This window comes from Kutzneria sp. NPDC051319 (assembly GCF_040682195.1).
Classification (GTDB): domain Bacteria; phylum Actinomycetota; class Actinomycetes; order Mycobacteriales; family Pseudonocardiaceae; genus Kutzneria.
Map to the genome: position 1 here is coordinate 1 of NZ_JBFBAM010000123.1, position 16,528 is coordinate 16,528.

Sequence of the window (16,528 nt, forward strand, 5' to 3'; positions counted from 1 at the left end):
GCACTAGTCGCCCCACTCGCCTCCCGCGAAGAATCCCCCGACCCGCATGCGGGTCGGGGGATTCGCATATTGTGGAACCGCCCCGGGCTCATTGGCCCGGGGCGGTTCTGGTGATTTCCCTACTGGTCGTCCTCGATGCTCAACGCCAACACGGGGCAGCCGGCGGCGACGTCCTCGATCGCTTTTCGGTGTTCGGCCCCGGGCCTTTCCACCAGCACGAGCACACGACCGTCGTCCTCGTCCTGGTCGAAGATCTCGGGCAGCGTGAAGGCACAGGCGCCGGAGCCGACGCAGCGCTCCCGGTCGTAGCGGATCCTCATGGCGTCACCAGGTCACGGGCAGCGAGTACAGGCCGTAGATCAGCTGGTCGTGCTTGAACTCCAGCTCCTGCACGGGCGCGGCCAGGCGCAGCGTGGGGATGCGGGAGAACAGGGTGGTGAAGACGACGTCGAGCTCCACCCGGACCAGGTTGGCGCCCGGGCACTGGTGATTGCCGTGGCCGAAAGCCAAGTGCCCCTTGGCCTCGCGGTGGATGTCGAGGGCGTCGGGATTGGCGAAGAAGCGGTCGTCGCGGTTGGCCGAGCCGTTCAGGGCAATGATGCCCTCGCCGGCCCGGATCAGCACGCCGTCGATCTCGATGTCCTTGGTGGCCACGCGGGCCGTCGCCGAGTCGGAGATGCTCAGGTAGCGGAAGAGCTCTTCCACCGCCTTGGGCATCAGCGACGGGTCGGCCTTCACCTCGGCCAGCTGCGCCGGGTTCTCCAGCAGCGCCACGGTTCCGAGGCCGATGATGTTGGCGGTGGTGTCGAAGCCGCCGAACAGCAGCATCCGGGCCAGCGCCACCAGGTCGTTGTGCTGAAGCTCGCCGGTCTCGTTGTTCTTGGCGATCACCCGGCTCAGCACGTCGTCGCCCGGGTTCTCGGTCTTGGCCGTGACCAGGCCCTGCAGGTGCATCTCCATCTCGTACTGCGCGGCGCCGAACTCCTCCGGGGTGATGTCCCGGTTGACCATCTGCTCGGCGTAGCGGCGGAAGAAGTCCACGTTCTCCCCGCCGACGCCGATCAGCTCGCAGAACACCAGCGACGGCACCGGAACGGCCAGCTCCTGGATCAGGTCGACCGGGCCGCCCTTGGCCAGCATGGCGTCGATGTGCTGGTTGGTGACCTCCTGGATGCGCGGCCGCAGGGCCTGCATGCGCTTGGCGGTCAGCTCGGGGATCAGGGCGCGCCGGCGCACGGTGTGGTCGGGCGGGTCCATCGCGACCAGCGGCAGCTCCAGCGTCTCCAGCACCTCGGGCGGCAGCGGCACCTGGAGCGGGTAGCCGGGCAGCTTCCAGTTGGAGCTCATGTCCGGGCTGCCCAGCACCTGCCGGACCTGGTCGTGCCGCGTGACGACCCAGACCTGCTTGCCCGACACCCGCAACGTCACCTTGCTGACGGACTGCTCCTCACGCAGCCGCTCGTACTCCTGTGGCGGGCTCAGCGGACAGCGGCTGCGGCTCAGCGGAAAGGCGGGAGCCGTGATAGGCGCGGTGGTCACTTCGGCGGTCATGGGTGCTGCCTCTCGATAGGGACGCCTCGCGGGTAGGTTCCGTCAGGGGGCTCGTGCAGTGTCAGCCCCTACGCACCCCTAACCCCGGTCAGGGACGGCAAAGTGAAGCCTGACGCCAGTTCTCGCAGCGCGAAGTCCAGCAGCTGCGGCAGATCGGCGTGCTCGGCGGCCAGCCACTGCTCGTGCGCGGCGACGGCCACGCCCAGTGTGGCATAGGCGATCGACTGCGGGACAAGGGAATCGGCCGGGTGGCCCAGGCTTGGCGCCACGAAGTCAGCGATCACCTGCCGCCACTGGACGTACCGGAGCGTGGAGTGGGCCTGCAACGCCGGCACGCGCAGTATCAGCGCCATTCGTTTGCGGTGCCAGGGAATCTCGTCGGCGTCGAGCCGGTTGCACGCCACCACGGCCTGCCGCACGGCGTCCATCGCCGCCAGCCCCGGCCCGCATTCCCGCAGCCAGCACCGCAGGCGTTCCAGCTCACGGTCGAAGGCGCCCCACGCGATGTCGTTCTTCGACGGGAAGTAGCGGAAGAACGTGCGACGGCTCACGCCGGCGGCGCGGGCCAGCTCGTCGACCGTGGTCGCCTCGTAGCCCCGCTCGGTGAACAGCTCCAGCGCGACATGCTCCAGGTCGAGGTGGGTGCTGACGCGCTGCCGGCCGCCGCGGCCGCAAGACTGGGTGTTTCCCCCGACCTTCGCCATGCTGTCTTCCAATCGGCACCGGGTGTCATTAGCTTCGTGTTTGTTCGAAGGCAAGCCCGCCCCGTTCAGGAGTGTGTCATGGCGAACGACACGGAAACGCCCACTACTTCCGACGATGTGGACGAGCTGCTCGTCGAGGAAGTCTCCATCGACGGCATGTGCGGCGTCTACTAGCCGATGTTCGATCCCAAGCGACCGTACCGCTGCTCGCCCCAGGTGGCGTTGCGGCCCGAGCCGTTCGGCGCGCTGGTCTACGACTTCGCCACCCGTCGGTTGTCCTTCCTCAAGACCAAGCAGCTCGCGCAGGTCGTTGCCATGCTGGAGAAGCATGCCGACGTCGACTCCACTTTGGACGCTGTGGAGGTGGCGCCGGGACAGCGCGCCGCCTACCTGCACGCCCTCGCCGGACTGGCCGACGCGGGCACGATCCGACAGCGGGAGCCGTAGATGAAGCTGGTCGACCACTTCGAGACCGGCCTCGACGCGCCGATCTGCCTGACCTGGGAGCTCACCTACGCCTGCAATCTCGCCTGCGTGCACTGCCTTTCGTCCTCCGGCCGCCGCGACCCCCGCGAGCTGGACACCGCCCAGTGCCGTGCGGTGATCGACGAGTTGCAGCGCATGCAGGTGTTCTACGTCAACATCGGCGGTGGCGAGCCCACGGTCCGGTCGGACTTCTGGGAGCTGGTGGAGTACTCCACCGACCACCAGGTCGGCGTGAAGTTCTCCACCAACGGCGTGCGCCTGAACGAGAAGCGCGCGAAGTGGTTGGCCGGCAGCGACTACGTGGACGTGCAGATCTCGCTGGACGGGGCGACGGCGGCGGTCAACGACGCCGTCCGCGGGCCCGGTTCCTTCGACACGGCCATGCGCGCCATGGGAAATCTCGCCGACGCGGGCTTCCGCGACTTCAAGATCAGCGTGGTGATGACCCGCCAGAACGTCGACCAGCTCGACGACTTCGCGGCCATCGCCGACTCCTACGGCGGGCAGCTGCGTATCACCCGGCTGCGCCCGTCCGGCCGCGGCGCCGACGTGTGGGACGAGCTGCACCCGACGGCCGCGCAGCAGCGGCAGCTCTACAACTGGTTGGTGGCACACGGAGAAGGCGTCCTCACCGGCGACTCCTTCTTCCACCTCAACGCGCTCGGCTCGACCCCGCTGCCGGGGCTGAACCTGTGCGGCGCGGGCCGGGTGGTGTGCCTGATCGATCCCATCGGGGACGTGTACGCGTGCCCCTTCGCGATCCACGAGCAGTTCCTCGCCGGCAACGTACGCGCTCCGGGCGGCTTCAGCGAGGTCTGGCGGAACTCCCCTCTGTTCCAGGACCTCCGCCGCCCGACGTCGGCGGGGAGCTGCTCGTCCTGTCCCTCCTACGACAGCTGCCGCGGCGGCTGCATGGCCGCCAAGTTCTTCACCGGCCTGCCGATGGACGGCCCGGACCCCGAATGCGTGCAGGGCTACGGGGAACTGGCGCTGGCCACCGCCGGCGCGCCGCCGAAGCCGTCCGGCGACCACTCGCGGCGCAAGAAGCCGGTGCCGCTGTCGATCGGTTTCGGCCAGCCGGCCGACCGGGCCTGCGACACGAGTCCCCTGGCGGGTATGCGGTGATACTGACGACTCCGGTCGTGCTGGCCGGCCGAACCGCGCCCAGTCGCGTGATGTTCGGGCCGCACGAGACGAATCTGGGCCGTGGGCGGGCGATCTCGCTGCGGCACGTGGCCTACTACGAGCGCCGCGCGGCCGGCGGGGCCGGGGTTGTCGTCACCGAAACGGCCAGCGTGGACACCAGCGACTGGCCGTACGAGCGTGCGCCGCTGGCCGCCGAGTGTCAGCCGGGCTGGGCCGCGACCGTGTCCGCCTGCCGTCCACGTGGGACGTTGGTGGTGGCGTCGCTCGGCCATGCCGGTTCGCAGGGCTCGGCGGCCTACTCCCGCACGGCGCTGTGGGCGCCGTCGCGGGTGGCGGACGTGGCCAGCCGGGAACTGCCGATGGAGATGGAAGAACCCGAGCTGGACCGGTTGCTCCAGGGCTTCTCCTTCGCCACGGCGATCGCCATGGAGTCCGATGTGGACGGCGTGGAGATCGACGCCGGCCAGCACAGCCTGCTGCGGCAGTTCCTGTCCGGGCTGACCAACCAGCGCGAGGACGAGTACGGCGCCGACCGGGCGTTGCTGCTGCGCGAAGTGCTCTGCGCGGTAAGGGATATCCTCGGTCGGGATCGGATCCTCGGGCTGCGGCTGTCCTGCGACGAGCTCGCCCCGTGGGCCGGCATCACGCCCGAGCACGCGGCCGGTCTCGCCGCCGAGCTGGCCAAGGCCGTCGACTACATCACCGTCGTGCGGGGCTCGGCCATGTCCACTTCGGCCACCCGCCCCGACTTCCACACGCCTTCCGGCTTCAACATCGACCTGTGCCGGGACATTCGGTCCGCGGTCGGCGGCGTGGCCGACGTGATCCTCCAGGGTTCGATCGTCGGGCCCGATCAGGCCGAGTGGGCGCTGTCCTCCGGCGTGGCCGACCTGGTGGAGATGACCCGCGCCCAGATCGCCGAGCCGAACCTGGTTGCCTTGTGCGCCAAGGAAGAAGCCGCGCGCGTTCGGCCGTGTGTGTTGTGTAACCAGCGGTGCCGCGTCCGTGACGGCCGGAATGCCGTCGTGAGCTGCGTTGTCGAGCCGTCCAGCGGCTATGAGACCGCGGACCGTCCGCCGGCGCCGACCGCAGTCCCGCGCGAGGTGCTCGTCGTCGGCGGCGGTCCCGCCGGCTTGGAGGCCGCTCGGACGCTGGCCGATCAAGGGCACCAGGTGGAGTTGATCGAGCGGAGCGAGCGGCTCGGTGGCTCGCTGCGGTTGTCGCCGCTGGAGGGCTTCGCCGATTGGCTGGCGTCGGAGGTAAGCCGGCTGGGTGTGAAGATCCGCACCGGCGAGGCCGTGACCAGCGCCGACTTCGGTGGGCGGACGGTGGTGCTGGCCACCGGCTCGGTTCCCGGGCCGCGTGACTACGACATCGACGGCGGCCAGGTCCTCGACGTCGCCGACGTGCTCCGGGCCGGGCTCGATGCCCTGCCGGCGGGCCCGGTGGTGGTGTTCGACCCGGTCGGGGACTCGGTCGGCGCCCGGATCGCCGAGCTGCTGGCCAGCGCCGGCCGGGACACGACCGTCGTGACGCGGGACGCCGTTGTCGGCACCCAGCTGGCCGTCACCGGCGACCTGGCCGATGCCAACGCCCGGCTGCACCGCGCCGGCGTCCAACTGGTCAAGCGGTCGACCCTGCTGGCCGTTCGCGACGCGAGTGTGGTCGTGGAACACGTGCTCACTGGCGAGAAGCAGGAGCTGGCCTGCGAGGTGGTCATCCACTGTGGACACCGACTGCCCGATGTGACGCCGGGCGAGGTGCGGGCCGGTGACTGCGTGGCCCCCAGGACGTTGTACGAGGCCGTGTTGGAGGGCCGGCGGGCCGCCCAGGGGGTTTCCTGATGGCTTTCCGGTTCCTGTTCTCGCCGTTCCGGGTCGGACCGGTGACGCTCGCCAACCGGGTCGTGTTCTCCGCCCACCTCACCAACTACGCCGAGGACGGGCGGCCCAGCGAGCAGCACGCCGCCTACTACGCGGCCCGGGCGGCCGGCGGCGTCGGGCTGATCATCACCGAGGAGCATTCCACCCACCCGTCGGACTGGCCGTACGAGAAGCTGATCCACGGCTTCAATCCGGACGTCGTGGAGGGCTACCGGCGGATCACCGATGCCGTGCACGCCCACCGGGTGCCGATCTTCGCGCAGCTCAACCACAACGGCGGCCAGGCGTCGAGCCTGTACTCCCGTCTGCCGGTGCTGGCCCCGTCGGCCGTGCCGGATCCGCTGTTCCGCGAGGTGCCCAAGGCCGTCGACGACAAGGACATCGCCGACATCATCGCCGGATATGCCCTGGTGGCGAGGCACTGCGCCGAGGGCGGCTTCGACGGCGTCGAACTCCAGTGTTCGCATTCCTCCATCGTGCGGGGCTTTCTCTCCCTGGCCACCAACAAGCGCACCGACCGCTACGGCGGTTCCCTGGCCAACCGTGCTCGCATTCTGCTGAACATCGTCGCCGCCGTCCGGGACGCCATCGGCCCCGGCCTGGCGCTGGGCGTGCGGCTGTGTGGCGACGAGCTGATCGAGGGCGGCATCAAGCTCGACGAGGCCGTCGAGGTCGCGCGGCTGGTCGAGGCCACCGGCCATGTCGACTACATCAACACCTCGATCGGCGTCGCCACCTCCACGCTGTTCATGATCGAGGCCTCGATGGCCGTTCCCCCCGGTTATGCCCTGTTCATCGCCAATGCCATGCGGCAGGCCGTGAAACTGCCGGTCATCGGCGTCGGGCGGATCAAGGACCCGGTGCAGGCCGAGCGGGCGCTGGCCGAGGGCCACTGCGACCTCGTCGGCGTGGTCCGGGGGCAGATCGCCGATCCCGAGTTCATGGCCAAGGCCCGGTCCGGGCATGCAAGCGACATCCGCACCTGCCTGTCGTGCAACCAGGAGTGCGTGGGCCGGATGGGGCTCAACCACACCCTCGGCTGCATCGAGAACCCCCGCGCCGGCAACGAATCCGTGCCGCTGCCGACGCCTAGGCTGCGCGGCCGTCGCGTGCTGGTTATCGGCGGCGGTCCCGGCGGTCTCCAGGCCGCCTCCACTGCCGCCCAGCGCGGCCACCAGGTCACCCTGTTGGAACGCTCCTCCACCACCGGCGGCCAGGCCGCCCTGGCCGCCACGGTCCCCAGTCGAGCCGAATTCCTCGACCTGCCAAGGAATCTGCTGGCCGAGTGCAAGCGCCACGGCGTCGATGTCCGTACCGGCTTCGAGGCCACTGTGGACAGTGTGACGGCCGCGCACCCCGAGGTCGTGGTCCTGGCCACCGGCGCCCGTCCGAAGCTGCCTTGGTGGGCCGAGGGGCAAGCGCAGATCGTCGATGTCCGCGACGTCCTGGAGGGCCGGGCCGCTCCCACTGGCGAGGTCCTGATCGTCGACGAACTCGGCTTCCACCAGGCCACCTCCGTCGCCGAGCTGCTGGCCGACCGTGGCTGCCGGGTCCGCATCAGCACCCCCGGCATGGTCGTCGGGCAGGACCTCGGCGTCACCCTGGACATGGAGATGTTCCTGCTGCGGGCCAACCACAAGGGCATCGCGCTGACCACCGACGAGGTGATCATGGGGGCCGCTGAGGGCATCGAGGTGCAGATCCTCCGCCACACCACCGGCGCCATGTCCACCGAGCGCTTCGACTGGGTCGTCTGCGTCGTGCACCAGGAGCCCGAGGACGGATTGTGGAAGGCGCTGAAGGACGGGCCCTTCGAGGTGCACCGGGTCGGCGACTGCCTCACCCCGCGCCGAGCCCACGCCGCCGTGATCGAAGGCCACCGAGTGGGGGTGTCGCTGTGATCGGCGCCGACTTCGTTGCTCTTGTGGTGGTGCGGGACGGGGAGCTGCCGCTAGGGGCGGACGAGGTCGCGGCGGAGGCGGGCGGGGCGGTGCTGGTGGTGGGGACGAACGCCAAGGTGGCCGCCGACCAGCTGACCGCCGCCCGGACGGTCTGGGTGGCGGAGAGCGGCACGGTAACGCCTGGGGCGTTAGCGGGGGCGCTGGCGCCCGCTCTGCGAGAGGTGCACGCGGTGGTGCTGGTGGCGGCGGCGGATGGGCGGGACCTGGCGCCGAGGCTGGCCTATGCGCTGGGGAGGCCGCTGCTGAGCGGGGCGAATGCGGTGGGGCCGAGGGGCGCGGACGTGCTGCGGTGGGGGAGCCAAGGGCTGCAAGAGCTCACGCCGGACGGGCCCTTTGTCGCCACGCTGCAGCCCGGCGTGAGAGGGGCGGCGGCGGAGCCGGGGGCGCCGCGGATCGTCGAGATCGAGCTGACCAGCGTCGACGCGCCGGATGCGCGGTCGCTGGAAGTCACCACGCCCAAGGCGCGAGAGGCGGATCTGGCCGAGGCACGGCGGGTGCTCGGGGCGGGGGCGGGGCTGGTGAGTGACCAGGCGCAGATGGATCTGCTGGTCGAGGTGGGGGAGCGGCTCGGGGCGGCGGCGGGGGCGACGCGCGTGGTCACCGATGCCGGATTCGCCGGGCACGAGCGGCAGATCGGCACGACCGGCGTGGTGATCGACCCCGATCTGTACATCGCGTTCGGCGTCTCGGGGGCGGCCCAGCACGTCGGCGGCCTGGGTGCGCCCAAGCACGTGATCAGCGTGAACACCGATCCCTGCTGCCCGATGACGGCCATGGCGGACCTGGGCATCGTCGCCGACGCCCCGGCGGTGCTGGCGGAACTGGCGCGGCGGCTGGAGGACAGCGATGGCTGAGCACGCGGGCCCGGGAACGAGGTCGGCCGTCGTCGACACGCCGCCGCAGCGTGAGGTGGACGTGGTCGTGGTCGGCGCGGGGCCGGCGGGCTCGGCGGCGGCGCTGGAGGTGGCCCGCGCGGGCCACTCGGTGGTGCTGCTGGAACGCGGCCCGTTCCCCGGATCCAAGAACGTGTACGGCGGCGTGGTCTACGGGCGGGTGCTGGACGAGCTGGTGCCGCGCTGGTGGGAGCAGATGCCGGTGCAGCGCTGGGTGACCCGCCGCAGCACGATGATCATGACGCCGACGCAGGCGCTGACCGTGGACTTCCGCACCCAGGCCTGGGGCGGCCCGCCCTACAACGGGGCCACGGCGCACCGCTCCGACCTCGACGGCTGGCTGGCCGGCCTGGCCACGGAGGCAGGGGCCACGCTCGTTCCGTCAACGGTGGCAACAGGATTGCTCCGCGACGCCAGCGGCGCGGTCGTCGGCGTCCGGACCGACCGCCCGGACGGAGACCTCACGGCCAAGGTGGTGATCGCCTGTGACGGCGTGAACTCCTTCCTGGCCAAGGAGGCCGGCATGTTCGCCGGCAAGCCCACCGGGCACGTCACGCTCGGCGTCAAGGAAACCCTGCGGCTGCCTCGAAACGTCATCGACGAGCGCTTCGGCGTCACCGGTCAGCACGGCGTCGATATCGAGATCCTGGGCTGCACCAGGGGAATCCCCGGCGGCGGCTTCCTCTACACCAACCTCGACTCGGTCAGCGTCGGCGTGGTCGTGGATCCCCACGGCCTGGCGGCGAAAAAGGTCCGGCCCGAGGAGCTGGTCGCCGAGCTGAAGCGACACCCGGCGATCGAGCCGCTGGTGCGGGGCGGCGAGCTGCTGGAGTACTCGGCCCACCTGATCCCCGAGGGCGGCTACGACACCATGCCCGAGCTGGTGGCCGACGGCTTCCTCGTCGCCGGCGACGCCGCCGCGATGTGCCTGGCGGCCGGGATCTGGCTGGAGGGCGTCAACTTCGCCATCGGGGCCGGCATGTACGCGGGCCGGGCCGCCGCCGACGCGTTGGCGGCCAAGGACACCTCGAAGGCCGGGCTGGCCTCGTACCGGCGGATGGTGGACGAGTCGTTCGTGCTGGGGGACCATCGCAAGCTCCGCCGCGTGCCCGGACTGGTGCTGGGGCAGCGGATGCAGCAGGAGTACCCGGCGGTGCTGTGCGATCTCGCTCAGGGACTGTTCCAGGTGGACAATCCGCGCCCGAAGCCCGGCCTGCTCAAGCTGATCCGCCGGGTCTTGAAGTGGCACGGCGTCAAGACCAGGGACGTCCTGTCCGACGCGCTGACCGGAGTGAGGTCGTTCGGATGAGCCCAGGACAGAGTTACGGACTTCAGGCGTTTGACGACCGAATGTCCACCGTGGACTTCGACGTCGCCGAGAGGCCGCACATCACCGTGGACAACGACGTGTGCCGATCGTGCCGGACGACTGACTGCGTGTACGCCTGCCCGGCCAAGCTTTTCGTGCCGACCTCGGACGGCGGCATCCTGTTCAACTACGAGCAGTGCTTCGAGTGCGGCACCTGCTATCAGGTCTGCTCCGGCGAGAATGCCCTGAGCTGGACCTATCCCGACGGCGGCCACGGCGTCGCCTTCCGGAAGGGGTGAGTCATGCTGGTCGTCGCCGCGCTGACCTGGCCCGGCCCGCGCACCGTGGTCGACCAGCTCACGGGGAGCACCCGGACCGAGGAGGGTCGGCCGGGCGCCAGCGCCGCCGGCCTGGCCGCGCTGGAACACGCCCTACGCATCGGGGAATCTCTCGGCGGCAAGGTTGTCGCCGTGACCATCGGGTCGTCGTCGGCCGAGGAAATGCTGCGCGAGGCGGTGGCCGCCGGCGCCGCCGGTGCGCTACGCGTTGACGCTGACCTGACGGATGACGAGGCCGCGGCGCGGGCGCTGCTGGCCGCCGTCGCCGAACACCACGGCACCCCCGATGTCGTGGTGTTCGGCGACGACTCCGGCGACGTCCCCGGTTTCCTCGCGGCCATCACCGACGCCGCGCAGGCGTTGGGGTTGCTTGAGCTCACCGTCGAACATGGTGTCCTCGGTGGACTCCGGCGGCTGGACAAGGGACGGCGTGAGCGCCTGGCCATCCCGATGCCGGCGGTGTGCTCGGTGGAACCGGTGCTGCGGCCCCGGCGCGCCGGCCTGCCGGCGATGCTTGCCGCCCGTAACACGACCATCCCTGTCGTGAGGCCAGTCGTTCCCGGCTGGGCAGTGCGGGCCGGAACCATCCGGGCATACCGGCCGCGCGCCAGAATTCTTCCGATACCCGCGGCCGATCAGGCCAGAGACCGCATAGTTGCCCTGACGAACGCGGTGGCCGCCGGCGGCTCCGCGACCGTGGTGACGCCGCCCGACGCGGCGGCCGCGGCCGACCTCCTGCTCGACTACCTGTCCAGGCACGGCTATCTGGGGGACACGACATGACGCCACGAGTCGCGGTGGTGACGGGCGCGGCCCGTGGCATCGGCGCGGCCGTGGTGCGCCGGCTGGCCGGCGAGGGCTGGCGGGTCGTCGCCGTGGACATCTGCGAGGACATTCCCGGGCTGGGCTATTCGTTGGCCTCCAAGGAAGAGCTCCTCGCGCTGGTGCGGGAGTTCCCGGACACCGTCCGCGAGGTCGTGGCCGACGTTCGTGACGCCGGAGCCCTGGTCGAGGCGGCGGAGATCGCGCAGCGGGAGTTCGGTGGCCTGGACGCGGCCGTCGCCGCGGCGGCGGTGATCGCCGGCGGGCGTCCGCTGTGGGAGTCCGGCGACGAGGAATGGCAGTTACAGCTGGACATCGGCGTGAGCGGCGTGGCCAACCTGGCCCGCGCGGCCATCCCTGTGATGCTCCGCTCGGCCCAACCCCGGTCCGGCCGCTTCGTCGCCCTGGCCTCGGCCGCCGCGCATCGCGGCCTCTGGCACGCCGCCGGCTACAACGCCACCAAGCACGCCGTCGTCGGGCTGATCCGTGGACTGGCCCATGACCTGCGCGGCACCGGCATCACCGCGACCGCCGTGTCGCCGGGCAGCACGCGCACCAGCCTGCTCGACGCCAGCGCCGCCCTGTACGACCTGGCCGACGTCGAGGAGTTCAGCCGCTACCACCTCACCGAACAGTTGCTGCGGCCGGAAGAGGTCGCCGACGTGGTGTGTTTCCTGTGCGGCAAGGGGGCGTCCTCCATCACCGGCACCGTTGTGCACGCCGACGGGGGGTTCACGGCATGATTCCTTTGCACGTCAAGCTAGATCCGAGCGCACGCCGCATCGACAACCTCATCCTCGGCGGCTCGCCCTACGTCGTGCTCAGGCTGTCGGCCAAGGCCTCGTCCTGTGTGGACGCATGGCTGGCCGGCCAGGCGGTGGACACCGATCACCTGAAGCTGGCTGATCTGCTGGTGCGTAAGGGAATTCTACACCCACGCCGGGAAATCACCAGCCTCACGCCGCAGGATGTGACCGTTGTCGTACCGGTCCGCGACCACGCCGATGACCTGGCCCGGCTGCTGCCGGCTTTGACCGACGCCGCGAAGGTCCTGGTGGTCGACGACGGTTCGGCGAAGCCGATTCCCGAGGCCACCGTGCGGCACGCCAAGGCCAAGGGTCCGGCCGCCGCGCGCAACGCCGGCTGGCGGCTCGCCGGCACCGAGCTCGTCGCTTTCCTCGACGCGGACGTCGTGCCCGAACCCGGCTGGCTGGCAACGATTCTCCCGCACTTCGAGGACCCGAGCGTCGTCGCGGTCGCCCCGAGAGTGCGCAGTGTCGAAGGTCCGTCGATGCTTGAACGGTATGAGGAGCTCCGCTCGCCGCTGGACCTGGGCGACGCCGAAGCGCCGGTGCGACCGGGCAGCCGGGTCAGCTACGTCCCGTCGGCGGCGCTGGTCATCCGGTTTTCCGCGCTGCTCAAGCACAACGGCTTCGACGAGACCATGCGGTTCGGCGAGGACGTGGACCTGGTGTGGCGCTTCAACGAGGCCGGCGACCAGGTCCGCTACGAGCCACGATCCGTGGTCCGGCATCGTCCCCGCGAGACGTGGAAAGCCTGGCTGCGCCAACGTTTCGGCTACGGCACCTCGGCCGCCCCGCTGGCCATTCGCCACGGCGCCAAGGTCGCGCCGGTCAAGGTCTCGATGTGGAGCGCCCTGTCCTGGGCGCTCGTCGCCGCCGGCCGCCCGCTGCTGGGAGGGGCCGTCGCCGGCACTACCGCGTCGTTGCTGCCACGCAAACTGAAAGACGTCGGTGTGCCGGCGACGGAGTCGGTGCAGCTTGCCGTCCGCGGCCATGCCGGCGCGGGGCGGCTGCTGGGCGACGCCGTGGTCCGGTCGTGGTGGCCGGTGGCCATCCCGGTGCTGGCGTCGACCCGTTGGGGCCGTTGGGTTCTACTGGCGGCATTCGCCCGCCACGTGGAGGAGTGGTACACCCGCGGCGCGACCGTCGGCCTGCCGGGCTGGCTCGCCGCCCGGATGCTCGACGACCTCGCGTACGGGGCCGGCGTGTGGTGGGGCGCGATCCGGCACCGCACCGTCAAGCCGCTGTTGCCGGACCTGAGCGACTGGCCCGGCCGGGACGGGGTCGGCCGCACGTGAACCGTCTGACCGACATGGCCTGGCCGGAGGTCGAGGCCCTCGCCGCCGCCAGCGTGCTGGTCGTTCCGGTCGGCTCGACCGAGCAGCACGGTCCGCACCTGCCGTTCACCGTGGACACCGAGATCGCCGCCGCGCTGTGCGAGCGGCTGGCGCGGGCCCGTGACCGCGTGGTCGTGGCCCCTGCCTTCTCGTACGGCTCCAGTGGTGAACATGCTGCCTTCCCGGGCTCGCTGTCGATCGGTCTGGACGGCGTGGAAACCCTGGTGGTGGAACTGGTTCGCTCGGCCGACGCGTTCGCCGGCGTGTTGCTGGTCAACGGTCACGGCGGCAATTCCGGCGCCGTGTCCCACGCTGTGCGGCGGCTGTCTCACGAAGGTCGGCGCGTCACCTGCTGGTCGCCCAGTGGGTCCGCTGTGGACAGTCACGCCGGCTGCACCGAGACCTCGGTGATGTTGGCGCTGCGTCCCGAATCCGTTCGCCTCGATCTCCTGGAGGCCGGGGACACCCGGCCGCTGCGGGAGATCATGCCGCTGCTGGTCCGCTCTGGAGTTGTGGCCGTGAGTGCCAACGGTGTTCTCGGCGATCCACGCGGAGCGTCACGCGGAGAAGGCCGGCGCGTCCTGGAGCATTGGACGGCCGGCCTGCTCTCGGCGTACGACACATGGACACCAGTCTCGTGACCGCGTCAGACCGCGGCCGGCTCGCGCACCTCCTCAACCGTGCTGTCGTCCTTGACGGTGGGCTGCGGCGGGGTCGGCTTGATCCGTCGCAGGAGGACGATGGTGAAGATCGCCGTGGCCAGCGCGACCGCGCCGCCGGCCAGCGAGGCGGTGTGCACCGCGCCGGTGAAGGCTTCCTGGGCCGCGGCCAGCAGCGCGTTGCCCTGTGCGGCCGGCAGGGTGTGGGCCACCTCGGAGGCGCCGGCGACGGTCTGCCGGGCGGCGTCCAGCACCGGGGCGGGCACGTTGTGCGGGGCGTTGGCGTCGAAGTTGGAGCTGTAGACCGCGGCGCCGATGGAGCCGAGGACCGCGATGCCCAGCGCGCCACCGAGTTCCTGGCCGGTCTGGACCAGGGCGCCGGCGGAGCCGGCGTGCTCGGCCGGGGCCGCGCCGACGACCATGTCGGTGATGCAGGTCAGCGCCACGGCAACACCCAGGCCGACGCCGATCGTGCCGGCGACCACCACGAACATGTTCCGGTCGGTGCCGAGCTGCGTCATGATCAGGAAGCCGACGGCGCCGACGAGGAATCCCGCGGCGATGATGTAGGCCGGGCGGACGGTGCGGGCCACGACCGACACGAACGGCACGGCGATGGTCACCACGACCGGGGACACCAGCGTCCAGAGCGCCGCCTCCAGCGGGCTCATGTGCAGCACCTCCATCAGGTACTGCGTGGTGAAGATGCCCGAGCCGATCATGCAGAAGAAGCAGGCCAGGCTGACCGACAGGGAAGCGCCGAAGTCGCGGTTGCGGAACAGGTCCGGGTTGATCATCGGGTGGGTCAGCGTCTTCTGGCGGCGGACGAACACGGAGCCGAGCACGATGCCGGCGGCGATGGCCACGGCCGGCAGCACGCCGAAGCCGTTGACGGTGATCTCCTTGAGGCCCCAGATGACCGACAGCACGCCGCCCAGCGACAGCACGGCCGAGGCGAGGTCGAACTTGCCGGCGTCGCCCTTGGGCAGGCGGAACTCCGGGATCAGCACCGGGCACAGGATCAGCAGCACCACGATCGCCGGCACGTTGATCAGGAAGACCGAGCCCCAGGCGAAGTTGTTGAGCAGCAGGCCGCCGACGACCGGGCCGAGGCCGGCCCCCGCGGACAGCGCCGTGGACCACACGGCGATCGCGGAACGGCGCTGCTTCTCGTCGTGGAACATGTTGCGCACCAGGGCAAGCGTGGACGGCATGAGGGTCGCGCCGCCGATGCCCTGCACGGCCCTGGCCACGATCAGCATGGTCGGGTCGGTGGAGAAGGCGGCGGCCACGGAGGCCAGTCCGAAGATCGCGGAACCGATCATCAGCAGGCGGCGGCGGCCGATGCGGTCGCCGACGTTGCCCATCGTGATCAGCAGGCCGGCGAGCACGAAGCCGTACATGTCGATCATCCACAGCTGCTGCGTGCCGGAGGGCTGCAGGGCCGACGCGATGGACGGGATCGCGAAGTAGAGCACGGTCATGTCCATCGAGACCAGGAGCAGGGGCAGGGCCAGGACGGCGAGGCCGATCCACTCACGGCGTCCTGCCAGGTGCGGGGTTTGCGTGGCGTGTGTCATGACCAAAACTATACATACGTCTCTGACGTTTGTATAGAACGAATGTATGAAACGGGTTCCCACCTGCAAGGAGAAAGATCATGAGTGCTGCTGGCAAGATCGTCGTCCTGACCGGGGCCAGCGCCGGCATCGGCGCCGCGGCCGCCCGGCAGCTGCACCGGGACGGCCACACGGTCATCCCCGTCGGCCGCAACGCCGACAAGACCGCGGCCATCGCCGAAGAGGTCGGCCAGCCCGGCCTGACCTGCAACTACGCCGACCTGTCCGACGTGCGCCGGCTCGCCGACGCGCTGCTGGAGCGGTGCCCCCGCATCGACGTGCTGGCCAACAACGCCGGCGGCCAGTGGGTCAAGCGCGAGCTGACCAAGGACGGCAACGAGCTCCAGTTCCAGGTCAACTGCCTGGCGCCGTTCCTGCTGACCCGGCTGCTGACCGACCGGCTGCGTGAGAGCGGCGGCCGCGTGGTCAACACGTCCACGATGATGGTGCACAAGCACGGCCACATCGACCTGGACGACCTGGACAGCAACCACCGCTACAAGTCGCACGAGGTCTACACCAGCAGCAAGGTCGCGGCCGCGCTGCTGCTGCGCGAGTTCGCCCGCCGCAACCCGGACATCGAGACCGCCGACTACCACCCCGGCATCGTGGCCAGCGAGTTCGCCCGGGACCAGAAGTTCCAGCAGTTCCTGCTCAGGACCCCGCTCGGCAAGCCCATGCAGAAGCTGCTGGACTCGCCCGAGGTCGCCGGGCAGCGGCTGTACTTCCTGTGCACCACCGCGGAGAAGCTGGACGCCGGCTACTACTTCAAGAACGAGCGGACCCAGGAGAACCCGGTCGTGCTGGACGAGGACAACGCCCGCAAGCTGTGGGACATCGCGTCCCGCCGAATCGGTGTGGAGGTCTGAGCGACGTCTACATCGGACACGTCACCGCCGGGGGCCCGGGGGGCGGGGGCGCCCGGGGGGCACGGGGCGTACGCGGACGCGGGCCCGGCCGCCCGGGACAGGGAGGTATTGGTGTGGGAGCCCGGCAGAAAAGCCCCCCCCCCCCCGC

The 16,528-nt window shown here is 70.5% G+C and carries 17 protein-coding genes; 13 read left to right on the forward strand and 4 right to left on the reverse strand.

Going from position 1 to position 16,528, the window contains the following annotated elements:
- Positions 1-119: 119 nt before the first annotated feature.
- From AB0M73_RS48155 to mftR, 3 genes are all read right to left on the reverse strand, one after another.
- A complete protein-coding gene (locus tag AB0M73_RS48155; RefSeq protein WP_363906655.1) occupies positions 120-320 on the reverse strand; it encodes a ferredoxin in 201 nt (66 codons plus the stop codon).
- A 4-nt stretch (positions 321-324) separates the two neighbouring features.
- Entirely contained in the window at positions 325-1,551 is a 1,227-nt protein-coding gene (locus AB0M73_RS48160) for a cytochrome P450 (protein WP_363906657.1), read from the reverse strand.
- A 68-nt stretch (positions 1,552-1,619) separates the two neighbouring features.
- A complete protein-coding gene (gene mftR, locus AB0M73_RS48165; RefSeq protein WP_363906659.1) occupies positions 1,620-2,255 on the reverse strand; it encodes a mycofactocin system transcriptional regulator in 636 nt (211 codons plus the stop codon).
- Between the two features lie 78 nt (positions 2,256-2,333).
- Here mftR and mftA point away from each other — a divergent pair, with 78 nt between their 5' ends.
- From mftA to mftE, 12 genes are read left to right on the forward strand one after another with little or no spacing between them, the layout of a single operon-like run.
- Positions 2,334-2,429 (forward strand): mycofactocin precursor MftA, encoded by a 96-nt coding sequence (gene mftA / locus AB0M73_RS48170; protein WP_063753630.1) that lies wholly within the window; start codon positions 2,334-2,336, stop codon positions 2,427-2,429.
- Positions 2,430-2,432: 3 nt separating this feature from the next.
- Positions 2,433-2,702 carry a mycofactocin biosynthesis chaperone MftB gene (gene mftB, locus AB0M73_RS48175; RefSeq protein WP_363906662.1) on the forward strand — a complete coding sequence of 90 codons (270 nt, stop codon included), beginning with the start codon at positions 2,433-2,435 and terminating at the stop codon, positions 2,700-2,702.
- On the forward strand, positions 2,703-3,866 hold the full coding sequence (gene mftC / locus AB0M73_RS48180; RefSeq protein ID WP_363906664.1) for a mycofactocin radical SAM maturase: 1,164 nt from the start codon (positions 2,703-2,705) through the stop codon (positions 3,864-3,866). It begins immediately after the preceding gene.
- Complete coding sequence (locus AB0M73_RS48185; protein WP_363906666.1) at positions 3,863-5,731, forward strand: mycofactocin system FadH/OYE family oxidoreductase 1; 1,869 nt, start codon at positions 3,863-3,865, stop codon at positions 5,729-5,731. Before mftC ends, AB0M73_RS48185 begins: the two co-directional genes overlap by 4 nt.
- Positions 5,731-7,671: a mycofactocin system FadH/OYE family oxidoreductase 2 gene (locus AB0M73_RS48190; protein ID WP_363906668.1), complete on the forward strand. Its 1,941-nt coding sequence runs from the start codon at positions 5,731-5,733 to the stop codon at positions 7,669-7,671. The genes AB0M73_RS48185 and AB0M73_RS48190 overlap by 1 nt, the downstream gene beginning before the upstream one ends.
- Positions 7,668-8,585, forward strand: coding sequence for a mycofactocin-associated electron transfer flavoprotein alpha subunit (locus tag AB0M73_RS48195; protein WP_363906670.1), 918 nt, complete (start codon positions 7,668-7,670; stop codon positions 8,583-8,585). Before AB0M73_RS48190 ends, AB0M73_RS48195 begins: the two co-directional genes overlap by 4 nt.
- Positions 8,578-9,933 (forward strand): FAD-dependent oxidoreductase, encoded by a 1,356-nt coding sequence (locus AB0M73_RS48200; protein WP_363906672.1) that lies wholly within the window; start codon positions 8,578-8,580, stop codon positions 9,931-9,933. The genes AB0M73_RS48195 and AB0M73_RS48200 overlap by 8 nt, the downstream gene beginning before the upstream one ends.
- Positions 9,930-10,232 carry a 4Fe-4S dicluster domain-containing protein gene (locus tag AB0M73_RS48205; protein ID WP_363906674.1) on the forward strand — a complete coding sequence of 101 codons (303 nt, stop codon included), beginning with the start codon at positions 9,930-9,932 and terminating at the stop codon, positions 10,230-10,232. The genes AB0M73_RS48200 and AB0M73_RS48205 overlap by 4 nt, the downstream gene beginning before the upstream one ends.
- 3 nt (positions 10,233-10,235) lie before the next feature.
- The gene (locus tag AB0M73_RS48210; protein WP_363906676.1) at positions 10,236-11,054 is read left to right on the forward strand and encodes a mycofactocin-associated electron transfer flavoprotein beta subunit; all 819 of its coding nucleotides are present in this window, start codon (positions 10,236-10,238) and stop codon (positions 11,052-11,054) included.
- On the forward strand, positions 11,051-11,836 hold the full coding sequence (locus AB0M73_RS48215; protein WP_363906678.1) for a mycofactocin-coupled SDR family oxidoreductase: 786 nt from the start codon (positions 11,051-11,053) through the stop codon (positions 11,834-11,836). The genes AB0M73_RS48210 and AB0M73_RS48215 overlap by 4 nt, the downstream gene beginning before the upstream one ends.
- The gene (gene mftF, locus AB0M73_RS48220) at positions 11,833-13,194 is read left to right on the forward strand and encodes a mycofactocin biosynthesis glycosyltransferase MftF (protein WP_363906680.1); all 1,362 of its coding nucleotides are present in this window, start codon (positions 11,833-11,835) and stop codon (positions 13,192-13,194) included. Before AB0M73_RS48215 ends, mftF begins: the two co-directional genes overlap by 4 nt.
- The gene (gene mftE, locus AB0M73_RS48225) at positions 13,191-13,874 is read left to right on the forward strand and encodes a mycofactocin biosynthesis peptidyl-dipeptidase MftE (RefSeq protein ID WP_363906682.1); all 684 of its coding nucleotides are present in this window, start codon (positions 13,191-13,193) and stop codon (positions 13,872-13,874) included. Before mftF ends, mftE begins: the two co-directional genes overlap by 4 nt.
- A gap of 5 nt (positions 13,875-13,879) precedes the next feature.
- Here mftE and AB0M73_RS48230 read toward each other — a convergent pair whose 3' ends face one another.
- The gene (locus AB0M73_RS48230) at positions 13,880-15,472 is read right to left on the reverse strand and encodes an MFS transporter (protein WP_363906684.1); all 1,593 of its coding nucleotides are present in this window, start codon (positions 15,470-15,472) and stop codon (positions 13,880-13,882) included.
- A gap of 80 nt (positions 15,473-15,552) precedes the next feature.
- Between AB0M73_RS48230 and AB0M73_RS48235 the strand changes: the two genes are divergently transcribed.
- Positions 15,553-16,380 carry an SDR family NAD(P)-dependent oxidoreductase gene (locus AB0M73_RS48235; RefSeq protein ID WP_363906686.1) on the forward strand — a complete coding sequence of 276 codons (828 nt, stop codon included), beginning with the start codon at positions 15,553-15,555 and terminating at the stop codon, positions 16,378-16,380.
- Positions 16,381-16,528: the final 148 nt, after the last annotated feature.

Coding starts and splice junctions, on each gene's coding strand:
- AB0M73_RS48190 (WP_363906668.1), top strand. CDS start 5,731: ATGGCTTTCCGGTTCCTGTTCTCGCCGTTCCGGGTCGGACCGGTGACG.
- mftA (WP_063753630.1), top strand. CDS start 2,334: ATGGCGAACGACACGGAAACGCCCACTACTTCCGACGATGTGGACGAG.
- mftB (WP_363906662.1), top strand. CDS start 2,433: ATGTTCGATCCCAAGCGACCGTACCGCTGCTCGCCCCAGGTGGCGTTG.
- AB0M73_RS48235 (WP_363906686.1), top strand. CDS start 15,553: ATGAGTGCTGCTGGCAAGATCGTCGTCCTGACCGGGGCCAGCGCCGGC.
- AB0M73_RS48215 (WP_363906678.1), top strand. CDS start 11,051: ATGACGCCACGAGTCGCGGTGGTGACGGGCGCGGCCCGTGGCATCGGC.
- mftC (WP_363906664.1), top strand. CDS start 2,703: ATGAAGCTGGTCGACCACTTCGAGACCGGCCTCGACGCGCCGATCTGC.
- mftF (WP_363906680.1), top strand. CDS start 11,833: ATGATTCCTTTGCACGTCAAGCTAGATCCGAGCGCACGCCGCATCGAC.
- AB0M73_RS48155 (WP_363906655.1), bottom strand. CDS start 320: ATGAGGATCCGCTACGACCGGGAGCGCTGCGTCGGCTCCGGCGCCTGT.
- mftR (WP_363906659.1), bottom strand. CDS start 2,255: ATGGCGAAGGTCGGGGGAAACACCCAGTCTTGCGGCCGCGGCGGCCGG.
- AB0M73_RS48200 (WP_363906672.1), top strand. CDS start 8,578: ATGGCTGAGCACGCGGGCCCGGGAACGAGGTCGGCCGTCGTCGACACG.
- AB0M73_RS48160 (WP_363906657.1), bottom strand. CDS start 1,551: ATGACCGCCGAAGTGACCACCGCGCCTATCACGGCTCCCGCCTTTCCG.
- AB0M73_RS48210 (WP_363906676.1), top strand. CDS start 10,236: ATGCTGGTCGTCGCCGCGCTGACCTGGCCCGGCCCGCGCACCGTGGTC.
- AB0M73_RS48230 (WP_363906684.1), bottom strand. CDS start 15,472: ATGACACACGCCACGCAAACCCCGCACCTGGCAGGACGCCGTGAGTGG.
- AB0M73_RS48205 (WP_363906674.1), top strand. CDS start 9,930: ATGAGCCCAGGACAGAGTTACGGACTTCAGGCGTTTGACGACCGAATG.